We start from the raw sequence: 21,750 nt of genomic DNA, 5'->3' as shown, positions 1-21,750 counted from the left end.
GCTACTTGCCTTCACCACGCCAGATATAGATCACGGCCATTACGCTCTGCACCAGATAAATCAGTGCCGAAATCGTGCGCCATTGCTCCAGTCCACCGCCAAATAATCCAGTCGCTGCATTCGAGATACCGGGCTTGATGCCGGAAATGATCGGGAACACGGCAAACTGATTGATCAGCGTACACGTCAGCATCCCGATCAGCAGCCAGAGCTTCGCACCCTGAAAAGCGCGCAGGCCATCGACATAGAGCCAGTACACAAACAGATAAACCCCGGCGACGATGCCGACCCAACCGATGGCGTGAAACAGCTTGCCCACCACCATGCCCGCCGCGCCGTTATCCAGCGACTTGAACAGCACTGGCGCGACCAGCAAGCCGATGATCCACATGCCGCCGATCCACAGCGCAGTCAGGATGTTTTTGAATCCCACGCCCATCTATCGGTTTCCGTAATCTGGTCTGCGTTGATCAGAGGTATTTCACGTCGAGCACTTCGTACTCGCGCACGCCACCAGGGGCTTGTACCTCGGCCACTTCACCGGCGTACTTGCCGATCAAGGCACGGGCAATCGGGCTCGATACCGAAATCTTGCCATCCTTGAGGTTGGCTTCATCGTCGCCGACGATCTGATAGGTCACCTGGCTACCCGCTTCGAGGTCTTCCAGATCGATGGTCGCGCCAAACACGATGCGGCCTTCGGCAGTGGACTCGAGATCCTTCGGATCAATGATCTGGGCGTTGGAAAGCTTGCCTTCGAGATCGGCGATGCGGCCTTCGACAAAGCCTTGCTTTTCCTTGGCGGCGTCATACTCGGCGTTTTCCGACAGATCGCCATGCGAGCGCGCTTCGGCGATCGCGGCAATCACGGCCGGGCGGTCAACGCTTTTCAAGCGTTGCAGCTCGGCCTTCAGTTTTTCCGCACCGACAGCGGTCAGCGGGATCTTCATCATGCTCTTCTCCATCAGGCCGCTCGCTGCGACCCTGCAAAGGGCCAAGACACGCTTGACCCAACTCATCAGTTTCTCGTTGCACAAAAGCACAGCCGCCGTCCCAAAGGACGGCGGCTGACTGGTTGCTAACTTATCAGGCTTTCAACAGCTGGTGCAAGCCCTGCACATCGTAAACGCGCATTTCGCCCAACTCACGGATACCGATGCAAGCCGCGCGAGCACCTGCAATCGTCGTGTAGATCGGCAAACGGGCCTTGAGCGCTTCATGGCGGATCGAGTAGCTATCCTGAATCGCCTGGCGACGCTCGTCGACGGTGTTGAAGATCATGGCGATTTCGCCGTTCTTGACCATGTCGACGATATGCGGACGACCTTCCGTCACCTTATTCACCGGTGTGACTGCGACGCCAGCTGCAGCAATCGCTGCGGCCGTGCCCTTGGTGGCGATCAGCTTGAAGCCCAGACCCGCCAGGATGCGTGCGCATTCGATCGCAGCCGGCTTATCGCCCTCACGCACCGAGATGAACACGTTGCCGTGCTGCGGCAGCACGATGCTGGCGGCCAGCTGCGACTTCACGAACGCTTCGGCGAAGGTATCGCCCACACCCATGACTTCACCGGTGGACTTCATTTCCGGCCCAAGGATGGTGTCAACGCCCGGGAACTTGGCGAACGGGAATACCGCTTCTTTCACCGAGTAGTACGGCGGGATGATTTCCTTGGTCGCGCCCTGGCTTTGCAACGATTGGCCCGCCATGCAACGGGCAGCAATCTTGGCAAGCGAGTGACCGGTCGCCTTGGAGACATACGGCACCGTGCGCGATGCACGCGGGTTCACTTCCAGCACGAACACCGTGGCCTTTTCGCCTTGACCTTGAATCGCGAACTGCACGTTCATCAAACCGATCACGTTCAGCGCCTTGGCCATCGCGACGGTCTGGCGGCGCAGCTCGTCCTGCAATTCCTTGCTCAGGCTATATGGTGGCAGCGAGCAGGCCGAATCGCCCGAGTGCACGCCGGCTTGTTCGATGTGCTCCATGATGCCGCCGATCAGCACGTCTTCGCCGTCGGAAATCGCATCGACGTCGACTTCGATCGCGTCGTTCAGGAAGCGATCGAGCAGCACCGGGCTGTCATTCGACACTTTCACCGCTTCACGCATGTAGCGGGTCAGGTCATCTTCGGAATGCACGATCTGCATCGCACGTCCGCCCAACACGTAGGACGGGCGGACGACCAGCGGATAACCCAGATTGGCCGCCAATGCGATGGCATCCTTCTCGGTGCGCGCGGTCGCGTTCGGCGGCTGACGCAGGCCGAGGTCTTGCAGCAGCTTCTGGAAGCGCTCGCGATCTTCGGCCGCATCGATCATGTCCGGCGAGGTACCGATGATCGGCACGCCATTGGCCTCGAGCGCACGCGCCAGCTTCAGCGGCGTCTGGCCGCCGTACTGCACGATCACGCCATGCGGTTTCTCGACGGCGACGATTTCCAGCACGTCTTCCAGCGTCAGCGGTTCGAAGTAGAGGCGGTCGGATGTGTCGTAATCGGTCGAGACGGTTTCCGGGTTGCAGTTGACCATGATGGTCTCGTACCCGTCTTCGCTCAGTGCCAGCGCTGCGTGTACGCAGCAGTAGTCGAACTCGATGCCTTGGCCGATCCGGTTCGGGCCACCACCCAACACCATGATCTTCTTCTTGTCGGTCGGCTGCGCTTCGCACTCTTCCTCATAGGTCGAGTACATGTAAGCGGTGTCGGTCGAGAACTCGGCCGCGCAGGTATCGACGCGCTTGTAGACCGGGCGGACACCGAAAGCGTGACGGGCCTTGCGTACCGCATTTTGATCGGTCCCCAACAGCGTACCCAGGCGACGGTCGGAGAAGCCCTTGCGCTTGAGGCGACGGAACTCGGCCTTGTCGAGGCTTTCAACGCCGCGGCCGCGCAGGCCATTTTCCAGTTGCACGATCTCTTCGATCTGCGCCAGGAACCACGGGTCGATCTTGGAGAGATTGAACACTTCGTCCAGCGACAGCCCGATACGGAAGGCATCCGCCACGAACCAGAGGCGATCCGGACCCGGCGCGGCCAGCTCGGATTCGATGGCTTGGCGGTCGGTGGTCATTTCGTCGAAACCGGACATGCCGGTTTCCAGACCACGCAGCGCTTTTTGCAGCGATTCTTGCAGCGTGCGACCAATCGCCATCACCTCACCGACCGACTTCATCTGTGTGGTGAGCTTGTTGTTGGCTTGAGGGAATTTCTCGAAGGCGAAACGCGGCACCTTGGTGACGACGTAATCGATGGACGGCTCGAACGACGCCGGGGTCTTGCCGCCGGTGATTTCGTTCTTGAGTTCGTCCAGCGTGAAGCCGACGGCCAGCTTGGCGGCGATCTTGGCGATCGGGAAACCGGTTGCCTTGGAGGCCAGCGCGGACGAACGCGATACACGCGGGTTCATCTCGATGACGATCATGCGGCCGTCATCCGGATTGACCGAGAACTGGACGTTGGAGCCACCGGTATCGACACCGATCTCACGCAGCACCGCCAGACTGGCGTTACGCATGATCTGGTATTCCTTGTCGGTAAGCGTCTGCGCCGGCGCAACGGTGATCGAATCGCCAGTATGCACGCCCATCGGATCAAGGTTTTCGATCGAGCAGACGATGATGCAGTTGTCGGCGCGGTCGCGCACGACTTCCATTTCATACTCTTTCCAGCCGAGCAGCGATTCTTCGATCAGCAGCTCTTTGGTTGGCGAGAGATCGAGACCACGGGTACAGATCTCGATGAATTCCTGGATGTTGTAGGCGATACCGCCGCCCGAACCACCCATGGTGAAGGACGGGCGGATGATGGCCGGGAAGCCGACATTGGTTTGCGCCGCAATCGCTTCTTCCAGCGAATGGGCGATGACCGAACGGGCGGAGCCGAGGCCGATCTTGTCCATCGCAGCTTTGAACTTCTGGCGATCTTCCGCTTTGTCGATCGCCTCCGGCGTAGCGCCGATCAGCTCGACCTTGTATTTGTCGAGCACGCCGTTGCGCCACAGATCGAGCGCGCAATTGAGCGCGGTCTGGCCGCCCATGGTTGGCAGGATCGCATCAGGGCGTTCCTTGTCGATGATCTTCTCGACCACTTGCCAGGTAATCGGCTCGATGTAGGTCACATCGGCCATGTTCGGGTCGGTCATGATCGTGGCCGGATTGCTGTTGACCAGGATGACCTTGTAACCCTCTTCACGCAGCGCCTTGCAGGCCTGAGCGCCGGAGTAATCGAATTCGCACGCCTGGCCGATGACGATCGGGCCGGCGCCGATGATGAGGATGCTCTTGATGTCTGTACGTTTTGGCATTTGTGTACCTGTGAGGGGTGAGGTGAGAGGGGTGAGGCGTAACCCCGTCACCACATCCACATCGCCCTTCGTTGATTCAATCTGAAAACCCGGCAAGGCACCGCTATCGCGGTTTTACACCTCACCCCTACCTCCTCACACTTCACCGCGCAGAGCGCTCGGCCATCATGGCGATGAACTTGTCGAAGAGATACGCCACGTCGTGCGGGCCGGGGCTGGCTTCGGGGTGCCCTTGGAAGCTGTAGGCCGGCTTGTCAGTCAGCGCGATGCCTTGCACGGTGCCATCGAACAGGCTGCGGTGCGTGATACGCACATTGGCCGGCAGGCTGGATTCATCGACCTGGAAGCCGTGGTTCTGGCTGGTGATCATCACGTGCTTGCTGTCGAGGTCTTGCACCGGATGGTTGGCGCCGTGGTGGCCGAACTTCATCTTGCTGGTCTTGCCACCGACCGCGAGGCCAAGCAGCTGGTGACCCAGACAGATGCCGAACAGCGGGATGTCGGTCTTGAGGAAGTCGCGGATCGCGTCGATGGCGTAATCGCACGGTTCCGGATCGCCAGGGCCGTTGGAGAGGAAGATGCCATCCGGCTTCATGGCCAGCACTTCTGCGGCGGAGGTTTGTGCCGGCACGACCGTCAATTGGCAGCCACGCTCAGCCAGCATGCGCAGGATGTTCTGCTTCACACCAAAGTCGTAGGCAACCACGTGATAGTGCGGATCGGACTGCACGGTGTAGCCGACGCCGAGCTTCCACTCAGCAGTCGTCCACTCGTACTTCTCCTTGGCGGTCACGACCTTGGCGAGGTCTTGGCCGGCCATCGAACCGAAGGACTTGGCTTTCTCCACGGCCGCCGCCGCATCGATATTGTCGCCGCTGACGATGCAGCCGGGCTGGGCGCCCTTCTCGCGCAGGATGCGGGTGAGCTTGCGGGTATCGATATCGGCAATCGCCACCACGCCATGGCTCTTGAGGTAATCACCCAGGCTCATGTTGGCGCGGAAGTTGGAATGCAGGAGTGGCAGATCGCGGATGATCAGGCCAGAGGCGAAGACTGCGCGGGATTCTGCGTCTTCCGGGTTGACCCCGTAATTGCCGATGTGCGGATAGGTGAGGGTAACGATCTGTTTGTTGTACGAGGGATCGGTGAGGATTTCCTGGTAACCGGTGATCGAAGTATTGAAAACGACTTCGCCGATGGTTTCACCATCAGCACCGATGGAAATACCATGGAACAACGTGCCGTCGGCGAGTGCGAGCAAGGCAGGGGTAGACACTGGGCGGCTCCTGGAATGAGGATTTTTGGGGCCGCACACGTAGAAAAACGGGACAGGTGGCCCCATCCCGTTTCGTGTGCAAAATTTGCGGAATACTACCGGAAAAGCCCTTTTCTTTCAAGGCTGAACACGTAGACCGCACGCATTGACTGTCAATGAAACAGCCTATTTCGCCTGCCAATCCAGTAACTTACGCTCGATTGCGGCCCCTACCGACAATTGTGGGTGTGACGGTTCGATGTGTTCGCGTTTTTCCCGCGCCGACACATTGCGCTGTGCCATTTCAATGGCAGCCACCCAGTTTTTCTCACGCTGCAAGGCGTGGTAAAGCGCTTCACCGTAATAGGTAAAATCGTTCTCGTCAGCACATCCGAACGAGGTGTGCTTGGCATCCGCGGCCGTGGCAATCAGCACATTCGGCCCGGCCAGCGGCGCAACATAGCCGCCGGAATAGCAGGCCGAAACGATGATGATCTGCCAGCGAATCCCGGCATCCTGCAAAGCCTGCTTCAACCATTGCGGTGTGATCGGATCGAGTTCGAGCGGCGCGTCGTCCAGCAGGAAGTCATGGTTCTTGCCGCCATGCGAGGTGAGATACAACACCAGCACGTCTTCTTCCCGATTCATCTGCTGCCCCATGCGCAGCAGCGCTGCGTTGAGACTGGTGCGCGAGGCAATCGGGATTTCACCGGTCACGCTATCGTGATTGGCCAGCACGATGGAATGACCACTGGTGCCAAAGCGCTGGTGGAACAAGGCATCGAACGAGCGCGCCTCGCGCAGAAACACTTCCTGCTCGGCATCGCCCGCCAGCGTGATCGAAAACACCTCCGGCTTGCCACGCTTGCCCGGCAGGATCGCATCGAGCGCATCGTTCAGCACACCGGGCTCGCCATAGATGGATTCCTCGTAGGCCAGCTTGGGCGGCGGCGGCGGTGGATCTTGCAAAGTGGAAAAATCAGGTCGCCACAGGTGATTCGCATAGGGGAAGAGCGCCCGCTCGGCAAACAGCAAGCAGACGACCAGCAGCGCCAAGGCCACGATCCGCCAGCGCGGCCACCCAATCCCCCGCCCGGCTGCGGCGCCTAGAGCAAGACCAAACCAGACCGGAACGGCAAACCACACCGCAACACCAAATCGATGCGCCCACTTGGCGGACGCCCACTCTTGCACAGCCAGCCACGCCCCGTAGTACAACAATGACAGCAGCGCGCCAGCAGCAAAGTACAACCCGCACAGCAGCCAGCCGCAGTCGCTATCCGGGCGACGATCCCCCCACTGCCCGATCACGAACAGCAGCATGCCGACAAATCCCCAGCCAGGGATATTCTGCGGCATGAAGATCTCACCCTCGCCAAAGGCAAAGCCGACGGCGATATCGGTCAGCAACGCGATCAGGACAACGACGAGCAGCGGCCAGCGTGGGGGTACGCCCCCGCGCGGTACGCGGCGGAAAACCAGCGCCTGGAACGCAGATGTGAACGGGTTGACGAGCGCGTGGGTGGGCATGGTTCGTCGGGCGGTATGTGTGGGGTTGCGCTCAAAGAAGACGTTCGATATCGGCGCCGATATCCGCCGGCGTCGCGGTCGGCGCAAAACGCTTCACGACCTGGCCATTGCGATCGATCAGGAACTTGGTGAAGTTCCACTTGATCGCCTCGGTGCCCAGAATCCCCGGCTCTTCTTTTTTCAGGAAACGATACAGCGGCGCGGCATTGCCGCCATTGACATCGATCTTGGCGAACAAGGGGAAATCCACGTTGAACTTGCTCTGGCAAAAGGTTTCGATCTCCGCCTCGCTGCCCGGCTCTTGCGAGCCGAACTGGTTGCACGGAAAACCCAACACCGCAAAACCCCGCCCGCGCAAACGCGCATACAGGGATTGCAACCCTTCATATTGCGGCGTGAAACCGCACTGGCTCGCAACATTGACGACCAGCAAAACCTGCCCTTCAAAATCCTTGAGCGGTTTTTGCGCGCCGTGGATATCGGTGACAGTGAAGTCGTAGAGGTTAGCCATGGGTTGTGCTCCAGATAGATGGTGTGAAACGCGGGATAGGCGGAAAATACCCGGTTCATGCCACAAGTAGTAGCTTTCAGAGTAGACCTTGGGCTCTGTTGACGTAGGTTTTGCGGTCGCGCGATGCCGAATTTTGCGGTCAATCAAGGCGTAAGGCGCGCCGCATAACCGGCTATGTCAGCGACTTACAACACAGAGTGACCGCAAAAGTCGGCTTCGCCCAAAGGGTTTGCCCGGCTTTGGGCCTCTTGCGGTGTTGAAAGCCACTTGCGTAATTCATTACGCTGCGTGTCTTTCGCCTGGCAATAGGCCCAAAGCCGGGCAAACGCGATCCACAAAACCTACGTCAACAGAGCCTAAACATGCTGTTCAACCCCTCCCGCGATCAAGCACGACACTTTTTCATCGGCAGTTGGCGCAAATACCAAGCGGGTGCGCCGCTGGAAGACATCGAGAAAATGACCGTCGGCGTGCTCGCCCGCCACCCGGAATACCACGGGTATTTATCCGAGGACTACCTCGATCGCGACTGGCCGCCGGAGCATGGCGAGACCAACCCCTTCCTGCACATCAGCATGCATCTGGCTATCGAGGAACAACTCTCTATCGATCAGCCGGCAGGCGTAAAAGCGCTATTCGGCCAGCTGTGCGCCGCAACCGGCGACGAACACAAGGCGCTGCATGAAATGATGGAAGGACTGGGGGAGATGATCTGGCAGGCGCAACGCCACGGCCATGCGCCCAGCCCGGCGACGTATCTGGATGTGCTGCGGGAGCGGTTGAAGAAACTGGGCGGGTAAATACCGCTTTGCCAGTCAAGCGCGGTGCACGCCATTGGGCTGATGGGGCTTGTATATGCAAAGCAGCACTAGCCTGCGCACGACAACCCCAACCCTGATTCGCCAGATTCGATCAGGCAGCCCTATGGGCCATCACCATTTGACATCCGCAAATTTGAGAACAAAGTACGCAAGTAACGTAATTGTCGAAATACCACCGGAAAATTTGCCAACCATTGAAATTTGCAGCCTCTCCTTGGACAAGAAGGCAAAACCTTTGCGCAGCGGTATTTTTCTGTCCCAATCTATTGGCATCTCCAGCATGGCGAGCAAACCCAAGGCAGACGACAGCAACAGAAGAAACACAATATTGCGATCAATCATATACGCCACAGACGCAAAGAGCAGCACCAGAGCCAGGATATACAAACCCTTTCTCATTTCAATGACCCCAAAAATCCAGACAATTCAACAATGGCAGTATCAAATCGATCCGCCATCAACAAGCCCATATTACGTCGATCATCAAATAGCCGTGCATTTTACTGCACGGCTACCAATTACCCAACCATTAACTTAAGAGCTGAAGTAATTGTAAGCGAGTGTACCAATGCCGTAACCAATGCCAAAGGCCCAAACCAGCGGACCTAAAGAGCCAGTGTCTGCCAGGGCGACAAGAGCCGGGGTCGTCCAAGGAATACCGCCAGAGACATCATTCACTTCTTCCATTGTCAAATCTTTCAAAGCACACCTCCAGTTAGTGAATATGGTTTGACGCACCATAAAAAGCGTACATCGGCTCACCCAATGTTCGTACGAAACAATCCTGCGTGAATTGTCGAGCTGCATTTGCACTGCAACGCCAATCCTGATGGACGGATTCCCCAAGCCCAGCGCTTTAACCAGTTCGAGTTTGCACACACCTTCCAGCCGAAGCCTGGCTCACTCGTCTTCATGGATAAAACGTGTTATTTCATCGGCAACTTCTTTCGGCCCTACCCCTGCAGGGATAAACAAAACATAAACCGAAGCAATTTGAACCAACCGGGAAAGCAAAAACATACTATTCTGCGCATTGATGGTAGAGCCGATATTTGGCGCATAGATATGTGGCATCAGCGCTCTAATTGCCACTTCACCCACACACCTCCCCCACTCCAGCGCGGCGGTTCCCGATGGCCGATGAAGCAGGATCAGCCGTTTCGGCGCGTATTCCGGGCCACCAATATGTGGGGCTTCCCAAAAGTATTTATCTACAAAGCTGCTGACGCGCGGCAGAATGCTGCTATCAAACCCCAATCTGCCACATGCATCGTCAGTCAGTTTTATTCTCGTATAACCACGATGCACGACCAATTCACCTGTCTCGTCCTGTTGGGGCGATGGCGAGATTCGGCATATATCATCTGCAATCAGGTGCCACCCCTGATTGGCCAGCGCAGCACTTGTTGTTGATTTTCCAGCACCACAATTGCCGACGATGACAGTCACACCATCGTTCTTTGGGGATACCAAACCTGCACCATGAATCGGCAACTCTCCACGCTGATGAATCAATGCCCCCATAGGAGCGCTCATCAACATGCACTGCAGATCTTGCTCGCTGATATCCGGCGCAATCTCAAAATCAATTTGGCGCCCGCCACTGACCAGGAATTTTGCAATACCGCCCGCGTGATTCAGATAGACATTCCCGTTTTCAATCGCCATCCAATGGACATCCCCGGTAACGCTTTCCGGTGTTTGGCACATAGCCAGTCGCGCCGACGGAACAAGAGCAATATCGTCAATCGGCACATGCAGATTAGAAATGCAGATATTCATTCAATACCCCAGTCGTTCAATACCAGTCAAATAATTGCAACGCAGCATGAGTGGGGATTATTACATCGTCATGACCCATTCTTGGCAAAAACAAGACAGAGACAAATCAAGCACCTGGAAATTGTTGGATATCACGGCAGCATTAATGATTGCTGATATATGATTGCCGATATCCCCATTGACGGACAGAAGGCGCGTGTGCAATGCGTTATTTGGCATTACATCTACGGAGAGAACATCTAGACATATTTCTTTCAAATGCCGGTTAGCGTCAACATCACCATATCCTGATATTCAGGAGACTCATGCAATGAGTGAGGTACAACGCCATGTATTGACAATACAATCCAGCAACAAGGAATTGCTTGTGCAATCAAGCTGTCATGATTCATCGATAGAGTGCCGTCCTTACAAATTAATTTCACATGACAAGTTCGCGCAACCAGCGGTTTCTTGCGGCAAATTGCGGCACATTTCGATTTAAAACAGCCCAATCAATTTTGATGCAGCCTGTTTTGGCACTTCCTGGCATCCAGGCTAGAAGTCCAGATAATCAGAGACAACCGAGTGAAGCATAACCTGTACCGTCGTACCGCCCTTGAAGCGCGTCAAACGCCGTGGCTTGGCAAGATCGTTCTGGTTCGGCCGGTTTCATTTACGTTTCTTACCGCATTTGGAACTGCTGTAGGACTGGTGGTAATTGCTTTTCTTTTTTGGGGCACTTACACATCACGAGCAACGGTGAATGGCCAACTGATTCCAGATGCAGGGGTAATCAAGGTCTATGCCCCACAACCCGGCATTGTGCTGGAGAAACATATCCAGGAAGGACAGCCGGTCAAGCAAGGGGAATTACTTTATGTGCTATCGAGCGAGCGTCAAAGCAGCACACAAGGCAACACCCAAGCTGCCATTAGCGGTCAAGTCGAGAAGCGGCAGCAATCTTTGCGTGAAGAACTGGAAAAAACCGCATCCATTCAACAAGAAGACCACAACGCCCTGGTAAAGAAAATAACAGCGCTTGAATCGGAATTACTTAAGCTCGAAAGCCAGATCGAAGTTCAAAACAGCAGAATGAAACTTGCTGAAGATGCGGTCGCCCGCTACAAAGATCTGCTTACTCACGACTATATTTCGAAAGATCAATTACAACAAAAGCAGGAAGACTTTCTGGATCAACGCAATCGGCTTCAAGGCCTTGAGCGAGATCACATCAATGTGGGCCGTGATCTGGCGGCCGCACAAAATGATTTACTTAGCCTCCCCCTCAAGCAGCAAAACCAGCTGGCACAAATCAAGCGGAATCTGGCGAGTGCCGGTCAGGAGTTGACAGAGAGCGAGGCCAAGCGAGGCTTGTTGATTACCGCTCCCGGCCCCGGAATCGCTACGGCAGTGGTCGCAGAACCTGGTCAGGCGGTCGACACGACAAAACCGCTAGTCAGCGTCGTCCCGAAGGGCGCCAAACTACTGGCAAATCTATATGCACCGAGCAGAACGATTGGTTTCATCAAAGCGGGGGACCGCGTCCTGTTGCGCTTTCAAGCCTATCCGTACCAGAAATTTGGGCATGCGCTTGGCACCGTTGTATCTGTTTCCAGGACGGCCGTCCCTGCGAAGGAATTAAACGATGCCGCGACGCTAACCATGAACGGAACAACCGGAAGCAACGAACCGCTGTATTCCATCACGGTTAATCTGGCGCACCAATTCATCAATGCGTACGGAAAACCGCAGCCGCTTCAGGCCGGCATGCTACTGGATGCAGATGTTTTGCTTGATACAAGACGCCTTTACGAGTGGGTTTTGGAACCGCTGTACAGTCTGTCTGGAAAAGTTTGATCAAATAAAGAATATGCTAAATGTCATATCTCGAACGGATTTCTTTTGGCCTTAACAGAAAGCTCCCCATCATTCTTCAGACCGAATCCGCCGAGTGTGGTCTTTCATGCTTGGGAATGATTTCCGGATTTCATGGCCATCATAGCGATCTGGCCTCCCTTCGACGGAAATTCACGATCTCCCTCAAAGGCGCGACATTAGCCCACCTGATTACCATCGCCGATCAGATGGGACTTGGCGCACGACCAGTCAAGCTGGAACTGGAAGAGCTGGACCAGTTAAGACTCCCTTGTATTTTACATTGGAACTTCAACCACTTTGTCGTATTGAAAAAAGTCAGCGCGGAATCCATCACGGTCCATGACCCGGCGTTTGGATTGCGAAAACTTCAATTGCATGAAGTATCTACCGCATTTACCGGAGTGGCATTGGAGCTATGGCCTAATTCCGGATTCCAGTCACAGGAAAAAAAATCGCCCGTCAAGCTGCGGGATATGACCGGAAAGATAAGCGGCATCTGGAAATCATTTTCCCAGATCATGTTGCTTGCCATCTCTCTGGAAGTATTTTCGCTGGTCAGCCCCTTCTTCATGCAATGGGTCATTGATAATGTCATCGTATCGGCAGATATCGACTTGCTTACCACCTTGGCACTCGGGTTTGGCATTCTGATGTTGTTGCAACAGGCAATCAGCGCAATTCGCTCATGGGTTTTGATGTACATGGGAACCACGCTGAACATTCAATGGCGTGCCAATGTGTTCACGCACTTGATGCGGCTGCCCGTGCAACACTTCGAGAAGCGGCATCTGGGGGATATCGTGTCCCGCTTTGGCTCGATCGATGAAATTCAACGGACCCTGACCACCTCTTTTCTCGCGGCCATCATCGACGGCCTTATGACGCTAGTTACGCTCGTCATGATGTTCATTTATAGCCCATTACTGGCATGGATCGTATCTGGCGCAATGGTTTTATATGCTTTCGGACGTTGGGCATGGTATCGCCCGTTGCGTAATGCGACAGGAGAGCAAATCATCCATGCCGCAAAACAGCAAAGCCATTTCATGGAAACGGTACGCGGCATAAAGGCAATCAAGTTATTTCAACGCCAGGATGAACGGCGCTCAACCTGGCTCACGCTGGTTATCGACCAGATCAATGCAGACTTGCGCATGCAAAAGCTGACGATACTTTACTCAATCATGAATGGCGTGATTTTTGGCCTGGAGAACATCGTTATCGTTTGGCTAGGCGCAAAAATGGTGATGGACGGCAATTTCACCGTTGGCATATTGATGGCGTTCAATTCGTACAAAGGCCAGTTCGAAAATCGCGTCAGCTCGCTGATTGATAAATTTTTCGAGGTCAGGATGCTCCAGCTGCATGGTGAGCGGCTGGCCGATATTGTACTGACTGATCCAGAAGAATCGCTGGGCTATCGGCTGGTATCAGATGACGCGAAGCTCGATCCATCCATTGAAGCAATCGGTCTGCGTTTTCAATATGCTGAAAATGAGCCCTATATACTTAATCGGGTCAATTTCAAGATTGCTGCAGGTGAATCGGTGGCCATCGTAGGGCCGTCCGGTTGCGGCAAAACCACGTTGATCAATGTCATGCTTGGAATCCTCCCCCCCACCAAGGGCGATATATTGATCGGAGGGGTGAGCATCAAGAAACTGGGGCTGGCGAGCTTTCGGAGCATGGTCGGCACCGTCATGCAAGATGACGTGCTATTTGCCGGTTCGATCTCGGACAATATCAGTTTCTTTGACCCGAAGGCGGACCAGCAATGGATTGAAGAATGCGCGCAAATGGCCTCTATTGCAGCCGATATTTCCAGCATGCCCATGGGATACAACTCATTGGTGGGCGATATGGGCACCGTATTGTCGGGCGGGCAGAAACAACGGGTTCTTCTGGCCAGAGCATTATATAAACGCCCTAAAATACTCTTTCTGGACGAGGCCACCAGTCATCTGGATATTTCTTGTGAACATCAGGTGAATTCTGCGGTGAAATCCCTCAATATGACCAGAGTGATTATCGCCCATCGTCCGGAAACCATCGCCTCGGCAAATCGGGTTATTACGCTGTTTGGCGGGAGAATCATATCCGACGTGATGCTGCCGAACGCCTTGACCGCAGCGGATGACAAGCCGGAAGTTGTGCTGGAATGAATCTACTCCTGCAATGTCTATTCGTGTTTTCAATGACCTCCGTACTGTCGTCGGCGAACGCAGCCAGAATTGACGATCCGTTGTCCACTGAAGATCTGACCCTTCCCCCACGGGAAAAAGTAATCGCATTACTGGATTCCATTCAGGACCCGTGCGCCAGCAAATCAGTCGCATTGCAATTGAATCTGCTGGACGCCATCGAAGGCGCACTTTGTCACAATCACGCCACCAAACAGGCCTGGGCAAATGTGAAGTATGAAGCTGCACAACTCGGGATTAAGGAAGCCGCTTACCTGCCCACGATTAATGCCACCTATGCGGTAACCAGGGAAAACATCAACACGCAATACGAAGGATTTCCGCAATTTGGCACGATCGCCCCCATGACAACACGTAATGCCAGTATGGATCTAAGCTGGCTGATTTTTGATTTTGGCTCCCGGCATAATGATCTGGTGAAGCATCAGCAACTATTGGCAGCGGCGAATGCCCTGCAGAATGCCTCGCTCCAGACAGTATTTATGGACACCGCCCAGGATTATTTCGATTTGATATCGGCGCAAGGCGCGTTGGACGCCAGTCGACAATCAGAAAAATCTGCTCGCGAAAACTACATGGCCGCCGAAGCAAAATATACTGCCGGGGCTGGGGCATTAGCCGACAAACTGCTCGCCCAAACTACATTTGCGCAAGCATCACTGGATCGGGTCAAGGCAGAGGGGGGGCTAAGAACCGCTCAAGGAAAGCTTGCAATTGCAATGGGATTGGCAGTCAACACCGAGTTCACATTGCAGCCGATGAACCCGGCGCTCCCCGATACGGAATTCGTCCAATCACTAGATAACTTGATTGCCTATGCCAATAAAAATCATCCGAAGATGGTTGCGGCGCGCGCACAGCTACTCGCGGCAAACGCCGAATTAAGAGTCAACCAGGCGGCAGCTTATCCAACCGTCTCTTTGGTCGGCAACATCACTCATACCGATCAAGTCGGGCAGCTGCCGACGAATACCTTTATTCTCAACAAGAAAATCGGCATTCAAATCAGCATCCCGCTGTTTGACGGATTTAATCGTGCCTACCTGATTCAGACCGCTCGTGCCAAGCTTGCACAGCAAGAGGCAATTCTCGAAGATACCGAGCAGCAAGTTGCACTGGAAGTCTGGACAAGCTATCAGTCTTTAACCACGGAAACCGAGAACCTCAAATCGACGAGCTATTTATTAGCGAGTTCTTCGCAGTCCTATCAGGTTGCGCAAGGGCGCTACAAGGCCGGGGTAGGCAATATCCTGGAACTGCTCAAAGCGCAAAGCGATCTTGCTGGCGCCAAGCAGCAGCGTGTTCAGGCATTGTCAAACTGGCAAACAGCGCGATTAAAACTGGCGGGCAGTCTTGGCAAATTAGGACTTTGGGCGATCAAATGAACCTATCCTGCGCACCGCAACAAGCCGACTTATAACTTCGGCTTGTTCTCGTTATCCAGCTTGTTTTGCGCTTCCAGCTCGCGCAGCCGCGCCTCGATGCCGGACATCAAGTAGAAATCCCCGCCCGGCTGACTCTTGGCCAATTGCAGCTGTTCGATCGCAGCGCCATTTTCATTGAGCCGCGCATAGTACTCGGCCTGCGCCTTGTGCTTTTCCGCCTGCTTGCCGAGCTTTTCCTGAATACGCGATTCACGCTGGTAAAACAGTGCGTCGGATGGATAGCTCACCTCGTATTCCTGCACCAGCTTGAGTGCCTCGGGCGCTTGGCCGGCGGATAGCATCGCATCGAGCTGACCGTAGCGCAGCGACGTCTTGTCCGGGAACTGGCGAACCGCCTTGGCGTAAGTGGCCACGGCATCTTGCGACTTCCCTTCGGCCAACTGGATGTCGCCGGTCAGTGATTCAAGCGCCGGGTGCGAGTGCTTCGCGCCAAATGCCTGCTTCGCCGACGCGAGCGATTTTTCGGCTTCTGCCAATTGATGCGCCTGCAGCTGCGCCAGCGCCAAACCATACAAATGGGCTGGCAGGTTGGTGTAGCGCTTTTCGATCAAGGACTTCTGGTAGTACTCGACCAGCTCCTTGGCCTGTCCTTGCAACACGCGGGCCCGCTCACGCATGAACAGGAAATCGGCCGAATCGGGGTATTGCTTGTAAGCACGATCCTTGAGCCGCGCCTCGGCATCCGCGATCCGCTTGTAGGTCACCGGGTGGGTGCGCAGGAATTCTGGCGCATTGGATTCGAACAGCCGGTTGCTCTTTTGCAGGCGCTCGAAGAAGGTCGGCATCGCGGCCGGATCAAAGCCCGATTTGGTCAGCGTTTGCATGCCGATGCGGTCGGCTTCCTGCTCGAATGCATAGGTGAAATCGAGCTGCTTCTGAATCGCCAAGCCCTGCCCTGTCGCAACCGCAGCCATACCAGCATCGCCATTGCCGGCCCGGGCCGCGAGGATGGCCAGGCCCAGCGAGGCCAGCATCATCCACGGGGTAAAACGCAGCCCTTCCACCATCCGTGCCAGATGATGCTGGGTGTTATGCGCGATTTCGTGGCTCAACACGGCCGCCAGTTCGGACTCGTGCTGCGCCATGACGATCAGCCCCGTATTCACGCCGACATACCCGCCAGGAATCGAGAAAGCGTTGACCTGTTTGTTGTCGACCGGGAAGAAAGTGAACTGGATATCGGAGCCCGAGGCATCCACCAGCTTGCTGCCGAGTGCGTTCACGTAGGCTTGCACTTGCGCATCATCGAGCAATTCGCCACTGCGGCGGATTTCCCGCATCGCCGATTCACCGATCTGTCGCTCCTGCGCGCCAGTCAGCCCTTCCTGCGAGCTAGCGCCCAGATCAGGCAGGCTAGGCAAGGTGGTGTTGAGATCATCCGCACCGGCCGGCAAGGCCAGCGCTAAACTCAGCGCGATCGCGCTCAGGCAGCGAGTGGATTTCAAGCGAACTCCTCGTTTCAAATCAATGAACCAGCCATGCATGGCTGGCTAAAGCAATCAGGCCGTAGCGGGCAAATTTGCCCAGAATCAGCCAAGGCCAGATCCGCCGCCACGGCCAACGCAACCAGCCGGCGGCCAGGCAAAGCGCATCACCGATCACCGGCAACCAAGTGCCCAGCAACAGCACCGAGCCCCAGCGTTGCAGCAGCTCGACGCGACGAGGCATTTGGCCGGTCGGAATCCGTCGCCCCATCCAGACCGTCACTGCGCCGCCCAGGCTATTGCCAACAGTTGCGATCAGCAGGGCTGGCCAGAGTTGCTGCGGCCACTTGAGCAGATAGGCGGCCAGCGCCGCCTCCGAGTTCCCCGGCAGCAAGGTCGCGGAGAGAAAAGCCGAAGCGAACAAGCCGCCCAGCCAGCCCCAATCTGCGAGCAGGCTCAGAACTGAAACGCCTCACCGGCGTGCAGGCTGACCGCAGCGGCGAGATCAGCAAAAAATTCGCCCTCGTCGCGCGTATTGCGCCAGGTTCCATCCACGTTGCGGTAATGGAAGCCACCGCTCTTGGCGGCAATCCATAGTTCCTTGTTCGGCACGTGACGGTTGACGATGATCTTGCTGCCGTCATCGAACTCGATTTCGAGCACATTGCCCGCCAAGAGGGTCTCGGCGTCCACGCCTGCGGTTTCAAGCGCGGTATCGATGCGGGTAAAGACGGCGTCGGTCAGATCGAGGAATTCGGATTCAGTCATTGGGAAGTCACATGAGGGAGGGAGGAGCGGCGTATCATGCCGATTTTGCCATCATTCCACGACCATGCGTGTTGTCATCCCCACCGTCTCTCCGCTGATCACACTCTTGATCGCCACTGCATTCATCGCCGGTTGCGGCTTCAAGGGCGACCTTTATTTGCCGAAGAGCCCGGCCCCGGCCAAGACCGCAAGCGCACCGGCATCCGCCCCGGCGAGCAAGTAATCCCGCAAAAATCCCTCGGCAATCCCTTGGTAATCAATCCGCGCTGCGCTGTGCGCGGCGGTAGTCCCACGGGGGAGTCGGATTGGCATCCTGCCACAGACCGGATTGCTGTTGTCGCGCGGTGGATTCGGCGACTTCAAAACGATCGAACTCGCCTGACGACTGCTTGCCCCGCGCATAGCGCTGATAGTGCCAAGCCAGCCCCGCCGCGACCTGCGCATAGTTCGCCGATGCACCGGCCACGTCGATCACGGCCACACCGCGCTGATAGCGATCCACATCGATCACCGTCGCGCTGACTCGCTTGCGATACACCAGATCGGATAGATGTTGCTTGGCGGCTTGGCCGAAAGGCTGGCTTTTCTCCGGCGCATCGATAAAGGCCAGGCGCAGCTTGTATTGCCGCTGCTCCCCATCCAGCAAGGTGACGGTATCGCCATCGGTGACCGAGACAACTTCCCCGCTCAGCACCTGCCCCGCCGCCATTGCGCCTGACGTGGCTGAACCGCTGCCGTGGTTCCACCAGCCCCACGCGAAGACCACCAGCACCACGATGGCACCGATACGCGCCGGCCAGCTACGCCCGGTCAGCAGTGTTTGCACCGCGCGAATTTCCCGCGTGCCAATTTGCCCGTTGCGTGCCATTACTTGCACTCCATCATTTGCGGGTGAGTGCGCGCCAGAACATGCGCGGCCAGTCGCCGGCGACGAGTTTGGGGCGATGGTTGAACATGTCGTAGCCGGATGCCTCCAGCTTGTCGAGAATCGCCGCGCCGCCAAGCACCGTCAGCCGCAACTCCAGGCCAATCCGCCCCGGCAGAATGTTCGCCAGCGGCGCGCCCGCTTTCAGCATCCGCCGCGTACGGTCGACCTGGAACGCCATCAACTGCTTCCAGTGCCCATCGACCTGGCCGCTGGCGATCTGCGCTTCGCTCACGCCAAAACGCGCCAGATCGGCTTGCGGCAGGTAAACCCGGTCTTTCTGCCAGTCCACCGCGACGTCTTGCCAGAAATTGATCAGCTGCAGGGCCGTGCAAATGCCGTCTGACATCGCCAGATTGCGCTCATCGGTCGCGCCGAAAATATGCAGCAGGATGCGCCCGACCGGATTGGCGGAATGGCGACAGTACTGCACCACCTCGCCAAAATCGGCATAGCGTGTTTTCACCACATCCTGCTCGAAGGCGGTGAGCAAGTCGCCGCACAGCGCCAGCGGCACGCCGTATTCCTTGATGGTCTGCGCCAGTGCCTGATAACGGGCCGTCTGCGGCATTGCGCCCGCATCGATCAGCGCCAGCTCGGCCCGGCATTGCGCCAGCCCGGCCAGGCGCTCGGCCGATGTTGCATCGCCCTCATCGGCGAGGTCATCGGCATGACGAGCGAAGTGATAGATGCTGGCTACCGGCTTGCGAAAGCATTTTGGCAGTAAAACGGAGCCAACCGGAAAATTCTCGTAATGAGAAACCGACTGTCCTGCGGAAATATTCACCATATGAACTGAATCGAAGCTGACACGTACTAATATTCGCTCCACGCGCAATTGCCGCGTGCAACCCGCAATGACATTGGAGTCGTAAAAATGAAGAAATGGTTTATCGCGCTGATCGGCGCATTCATGTTGGCCGCCGGCGCTTTCGCCGCGGTGGATATTAACACCGCTACCGCACCGCAACTGGAGGCCATCAAGGGCATCGGCCCGGCCAAGGCCAAGGCGATCATCGATTACCGCACCAAGAACGGCCCGTTCAAGACCACGGAAGACCTGCAGAAGGTGCCGGGCATCAAGGAAGCCACCTACAAGAAGATCGCCGCTGAAGTCAGCGTTGGCGGCAAGGCCGGCGCGGCACCGGCAGCACCGGCCAAACCGGCGGCATCGGTCACCCCGGTCAAGAAGAAGTAAACGCCACTTCGCTGCAGCTTAATCCGGCTGCAGTTGGTCAGCGTAAAACGGCGTCGCTCGACGCCGTTTTTTCTGGGCGCGCTATACTGCTTTCACCGCCAATTGACCTGTCGCCAACGCGCAAGGAGATAACAATGAAAAAAATCGAAGCAGTGATCAAGCCGTTCAAACTCGACGAAGTGCGCGAAGCGATTTCCGAGTTGGGCATTTCCGGCCTGACCGTGACCGAGGTCAAGGGCTTTGGCCGCCAGAAAGGCCACACCGAGCTGTACCGTGGTGCGGAGTACGTGGTCGATTTCCTGCCCAAGACCAAAGTGGAAGTCGTGGTTGCCGACAATCTGGTCGATCAAGCCATCGAGGCCATCGTGAAAGCGGCCCACACCGGCAAGATCGGTGACGGCAAGATTTTCGTAACGCCAGTTGAACGCGTCGTCCGCATCCGCACCGGTGAGACCGACGAAGCCGCGCTGTAATCAGCGGCATGCCTCACCAGAAGCCCGGCCCAATGCCGGGCTTCTGCCATTTCAGACCCTCAAATACGCCCGATCACGCCGCAACGTGCTGCTGGCCTGCCAGCGATGCAGTTTTGCGACGGCGACGCGCCCACCACATCCACAAGCCAGTCGCGCCGAAGTAAATGCCAGCCAGGGCGCCGGCAAACATCAGGCAACGCAGCAGCAGCCCACCCAGTTCGCCGGTGTGCAGCGGATACACCCACTGCGTCAACCGCCGGCCAGCTGGCGCGCGGTCGATCGGCTCGCTACGCAGCACGTGGCCGTTGGCCGGATCGATCTGTACCACGCTGAGCCCGTTCGGGTGCATCTCGCCCGGCAATTTCTTGCGGAATTGCCACGGCTCACCGGGTTTGGCTGGTATGCGGATATCGACCAGCCGCCCGCCCGGCAACGCTCGATCCGCACTGGCGACGAGTTCCGACAGTGGCAGCGCCTTGCCCGGCGAGGCCTTGAGCCTGGGGGCCGCTCGCTCACCAGCAGCTTGATCGATCCAGCCTTGTACCGGCTTCGAGAACACCAGCAGCGCGCCGGTCAGCGCCGACATCAACAAGAAAACCGCCGCCAGCGCACCAGCCGACCGGTGCAGGCTCTTGTGCCAGGACAACGAACCGGTGTCGGGATGCAGGCGTAGCGCGCCACGCCAGCGGCGCGGCCACCAGAAGATCAAGCCGGCCAGCACGCAAAGCAGCAGGCCGATGCCGATGATGCCGACGGCCGTCTTGCCCTCCTCGCCCAACAGCAGGGCCTCATGCAAGGCGAGCAGCCACGGAAAGAAACCGTCGCCAGAACCGGCATCGTTGAGCACCGCCCCGGAGCTCGCCACCAGCGTCATCACCCGTTTTTCTTCGCCGACGCGCACAAACGCGCGCACGGGAGCCCCCGGATCAGCGGCGAAACGCAGGTTGATCGTGGCATGTGGGTAACGGGTCCGCACGGCATCGAGCAGTGCTTGGTAGGCAGGCGCTCCAACGACGGAAGCCGTAACGGGAGTCCCCAAGCGCTGGATTTCCGGCTTGAACACCATCAACGCGCCAGTCAGCCCCAGCACGATCATGAACAGTGACAGATACAAGCCCAGCTGCCGATGCAGCCACAGCGCAGCGGGCTTAAGCGCCTTCATGACGCAGCTCCTGGCTTGCATGACAGACGGGGAAACGGGGTGGGCGGGATCGGGCGGCGGTAACGGGCAAGAAGCGGGATAAGGATC

General features: G+C 56.9%; 21 protein-coding genes and 1 pseudogene. 7 read left to right on the top strand and 15 right to left on the bottom strand.

What is annotated here, in order from left to right:
- Position 1 precedes the first annotated feature (1 nt).
- The 6 genes from BR41_RS04655 to BR41_RS04630 form a co-directional block, all read right to left on the bottom strand.
- Entirely contained in the window at positions 2–439 is a 438-nt protein-coding gene (locus BR41_RS04655) for a DUF4149 domain-containing protein (protein WP_051710148.1), read from the bottom strand.
- 31 nt (positions 440–470) lie between these two features.
- Positions 471–953: a transcription elongation factor GreA gene (gene greA, locus BR41_RS04650; protein WP_035053316.1), complete on the bottom strand. Its 483-nt coding sequence runs from the start codon at positions 951–953 to the stop codon at positions 471–473.
- 133 nt (positions 954–1,086) lie between these two features.
- Positions 1,087–4,308, bottom strand: coding sequence for a carbamoyl-phosphate synthase large subunit (gene carB / locus BR41_RS04645; protein ID WP_035053314.1), 3,222 nt, complete (start codon positions 4,306–4,308; stop codon positions 1,087–1,089).
- A gap of 142 nt (positions 4,309–4,450) precedes the next feature.
- Positions 4,451–5,584, bottom strand: a complete 1,134-nt coding sequence (gene carA, locus BR41_RS04640; RefSeq protein WP_035053311.1) for a glutamine-hydrolyzing carbamoyl-phosphate synthase small subunit — start codon at positions 5,582–5,584, stop codon at positions 4,451–4,453.
- A 165-nt stretch (positions 5,585–5,749) separates the two neighbouring features.
- Positions 5,750–7,093, bottom strand: coding sequence for a C13 family peptidase (locus BR41_RS22695; protein ID WP_051710146.1), 1,344 nt, complete (start codon positions 7,091–7,093; stop codon positions 5,750–5,752).
- A 31-nt stretch (positions 7,094–7,124) separates the two neighbouring features.
- On the bottom strand, positions 7,125–7,604 hold the full coding sequence (locus tag BR41_RS04630; RefSeq protein ID WP_035053308.1) for a glutathione peroxidase: 480 nt from the start codon (positions 7,602–7,604) through the stop codon (positions 7,125–7,127).
- A gap of 362 nt (positions 7,605–7,966) precedes the next feature.
- Between BR41_RS04630 and BR41_RS04625 the strand changes: the two genes are divergently transcribed.
- Positions 7,967–8,404, top strand: coding sequence for a DUF1841 family protein (locus BR41_RS04625; protein ID WP_211251660.1), 438 nt, complete (start codon positions 7,967–7,969; stop codon positions 8,402–8,404).
- Between the two features lie 132 nt (positions 8,405–8,536).
- On the opposite strand, the gene BR41_RS04620 is transcribed toward BR41_RS04625, so the two are convergent.
- From BR41_RS04620 to BR41_RS04615, 3 genes are all read right to left on the bottom strand, one after another.
- On the bottom strand, positions 8,537–8,812 hold the full coding sequence (locus BR41_RS04620; protein WP_211251659.1) for a hypothetical protein: 276 nt from the start codon (positions 8,810–8,812) through the stop codon (positions 8,537–8,539).
- 147 nt (positions 8,813–8,959) lie between these two features.
- Positions 8,960–9,127 carry a hypothetical protein gene (locus BR41_RS25655; RefSeq protein WP_156970563.1) on the bottom strand — a complete coding sequence of 56 codons (168 nt, stop codon included), beginning with the start codon at positions 9,125–9,127 and terminating at the stop codon, positions 8,960–8,962.
- A 198-nt stretch (positions 9,128–9,325) separates the two neighbouring features.
- Positions 9,326–10,207 (bottom strand): hypothetical protein, encoded by an 882-nt coding sequence (locus BR41_RS04615; RefSeq protein WP_035053305.1) that lies wholly within the window; start codon positions 10,205–10,207, stop codon positions 9,326–9,328.
- Between the two features lie 567 nt (positions 10,208–10,774).
- Here BR41_RS04615 and BR41_RS04610 point away from each other — a divergent pair.
- From BR41_RS04610 to BR41_RS04600, 3 genes and pseudogenes are all read left to right on the top strand, one after another.
- Positions 10,775–12,046, top strand: coding sequence for an HlyD family secretion protein (locus BR41_RS04610; RefSeq protein ID WP_211251658.1), 1,272 nt, complete (start codon positions 10,775–10,777; stop codon positions 12,044–12,046).
- A 20-nt stretch (positions 12,047–12,066) separates the two neighbouring features.
- Positions 12,067–14,145 (top strand): annotated as a pseudogene (locus tag BR41_RS04605) (peptidase domain-containing ABC transporter); the annotation flags it as partial.
- An 80-nt stretch (positions 14,146–14,225) separates the two neighbouring features.
- A complete protein-coding gene (locus BR41_RS04600) occupies positions 14,226–15,653 on the top strand; it encodes a TolC family protein (RefSeq protein ID WP_084186838.1) in 1,428 nt (475 codons plus the stop codon).
- A 29-nt stretch (positions 15,654–15,682) separates the two neighbouring features.
- Here BR41_RS04600 and BR41_RS04595 read toward each other — a convergent pair whose 3' ends face one another.
- Genes BR41_RS04595 through cyaY form a run of 3 tightly spaced genes read right to left on the bottom strand, consistent with a single transcriptional unit; the run spans position 15,683 to position 17,905 of the window.
- A complete protein-coding gene (locus BR41_RS04595) occupies positions 15,683–17,158 on the bottom strand; it encodes a M48 family metalloprotease (RefSeq protein ID WP_035053297.1) in 1,476 nt (491 codons plus the stop codon).
- A 19-nt stretch (positions 17,159–17,177) separates the two neighbouring features.
- Complete coding sequence (locus tag BR41_RS04590; RefSeq protein ID WP_245615808.1) at positions 17,178–17,570, bottom strand: YqaA family protein; 393 nt, start codon at positions 17,568–17,570, stop codon at positions 17,178–17,180.
- A 23-nt stretch (positions 17,571–17,593) separates the two neighbouring features.
- Positions 17,594–17,905, bottom strand: a complete 312-nt coding sequence (cyaY, locus tag BR41_RS04585) for an iron donor protein CyaY (protein ID WP_035053293.1) — start codon at positions 17,903–17,905, stop codon at positions 17,594–17,596.
- Between the two features lie 64 nt (positions 17,906–17,969).
- Here cyaY and lptM point away from each other — a divergent pair, with 64 nt between their 5' ends.
- The gene (gene lptM / locus BR41_RS23995; protein WP_156970562.1) at positions 17,970–18,128 is read left to right on the top strand and encodes an LPS translocon maturation chaperone LptM; all 159 of its coding nucleotides are present in this window, start codon (positions 17,970–17,972) and stop codon (positions 18,126–18,128) included.
- 33 nt (positions 18,129–18,161) lie between these two features.
- Here the strand turns inward: lptM and BR41_RS04580 are convergent, their stop codons facing one another.
- Together BR41_RS04580 and hpnC are read right to left on the bottom strand one after the other, a co-directional pair.
- Entirely contained in the window at positions 18,162–18,773 is a 612-nt protein-coding gene (locus BR41_RS04580) for a thermonuclease family protein (RefSeq protein ID WP_035053292.1), read from the bottom strand.
- A gap of 13 nt (positions 18,774–18,786) precedes the next feature.
- Positions 18,787–19,620, bottom strand: a complete 834-nt coding sequence (gene hpnC / locus BR41_RS04575) for a squalene synthase HpnC (RefSeq protein ID WP_035053289.1) — start codon at positions 19,618–19,620, stop codon at positions 18,787–18,789.
- 87 nt (positions 19,621–19,707) lie between these two features.
- On the opposite strand from hpnC, the gene BR41_RS04570 reads away from it, so the two are divergent.
- Positions 19,708–20,028: a ComEA family DNA-binding protein gene (locus BR41_RS04570; protein WP_035053287.1), complete on the top strand. Its 321-nt coding sequence runs from the start codon at positions 19,708–19,710 to the stop codon at positions 20,026–20,028.
- A 134-nt stretch (positions 20,029–20,162) separates the two neighbouring features.
- On the top strand, positions 20,163–20,501 hold the full coding sequence (locus tag BR41_RS04565; protein ID WP_035053284.1) for a P-II family nitrogen regulator: 339 nt from the start codon (positions 20,163–20,165) through the stop codon (positions 20,499–20,501).
- A 73-nt stretch (positions 20,502–20,574) separates the two neighbouring features.
- Here the strand turns inward: BR41_RS04565 and BR41_RS04560 are convergent, their stop codons facing one another.
- The gene (locus BR41_RS04560; RefSeq protein WP_035053282.1) at positions 20,575–21,663 is read right to left on the bottom strand and encodes a PepSY-associated TM helix domain-containing protein; all 1,089 of its coding nucleotides are present in this window, start codon (positions 21,661–21,663) and stop codon (positions 20,575–20,577) included.
- Positions 21,664–21,750 lie beyond the last annotated feature (87 nt).

This window comes from Andreprevotia chitinilytica DSM 18519 (assembly GCF_000711875.1).
Classification (GTDB): domain Bacteria; phylum Pseudomonadota; class Gammaproteobacteria; order Burkholderiales; family Chitinibacteraceae; genus Andreprevotia; species Andreprevotia chitinilytica.
The sequence above is the reverse complement of the archived record's forward strand: the minus strand, read 5'-3'. Positions and strand labels throughout refer to the sequence as shown.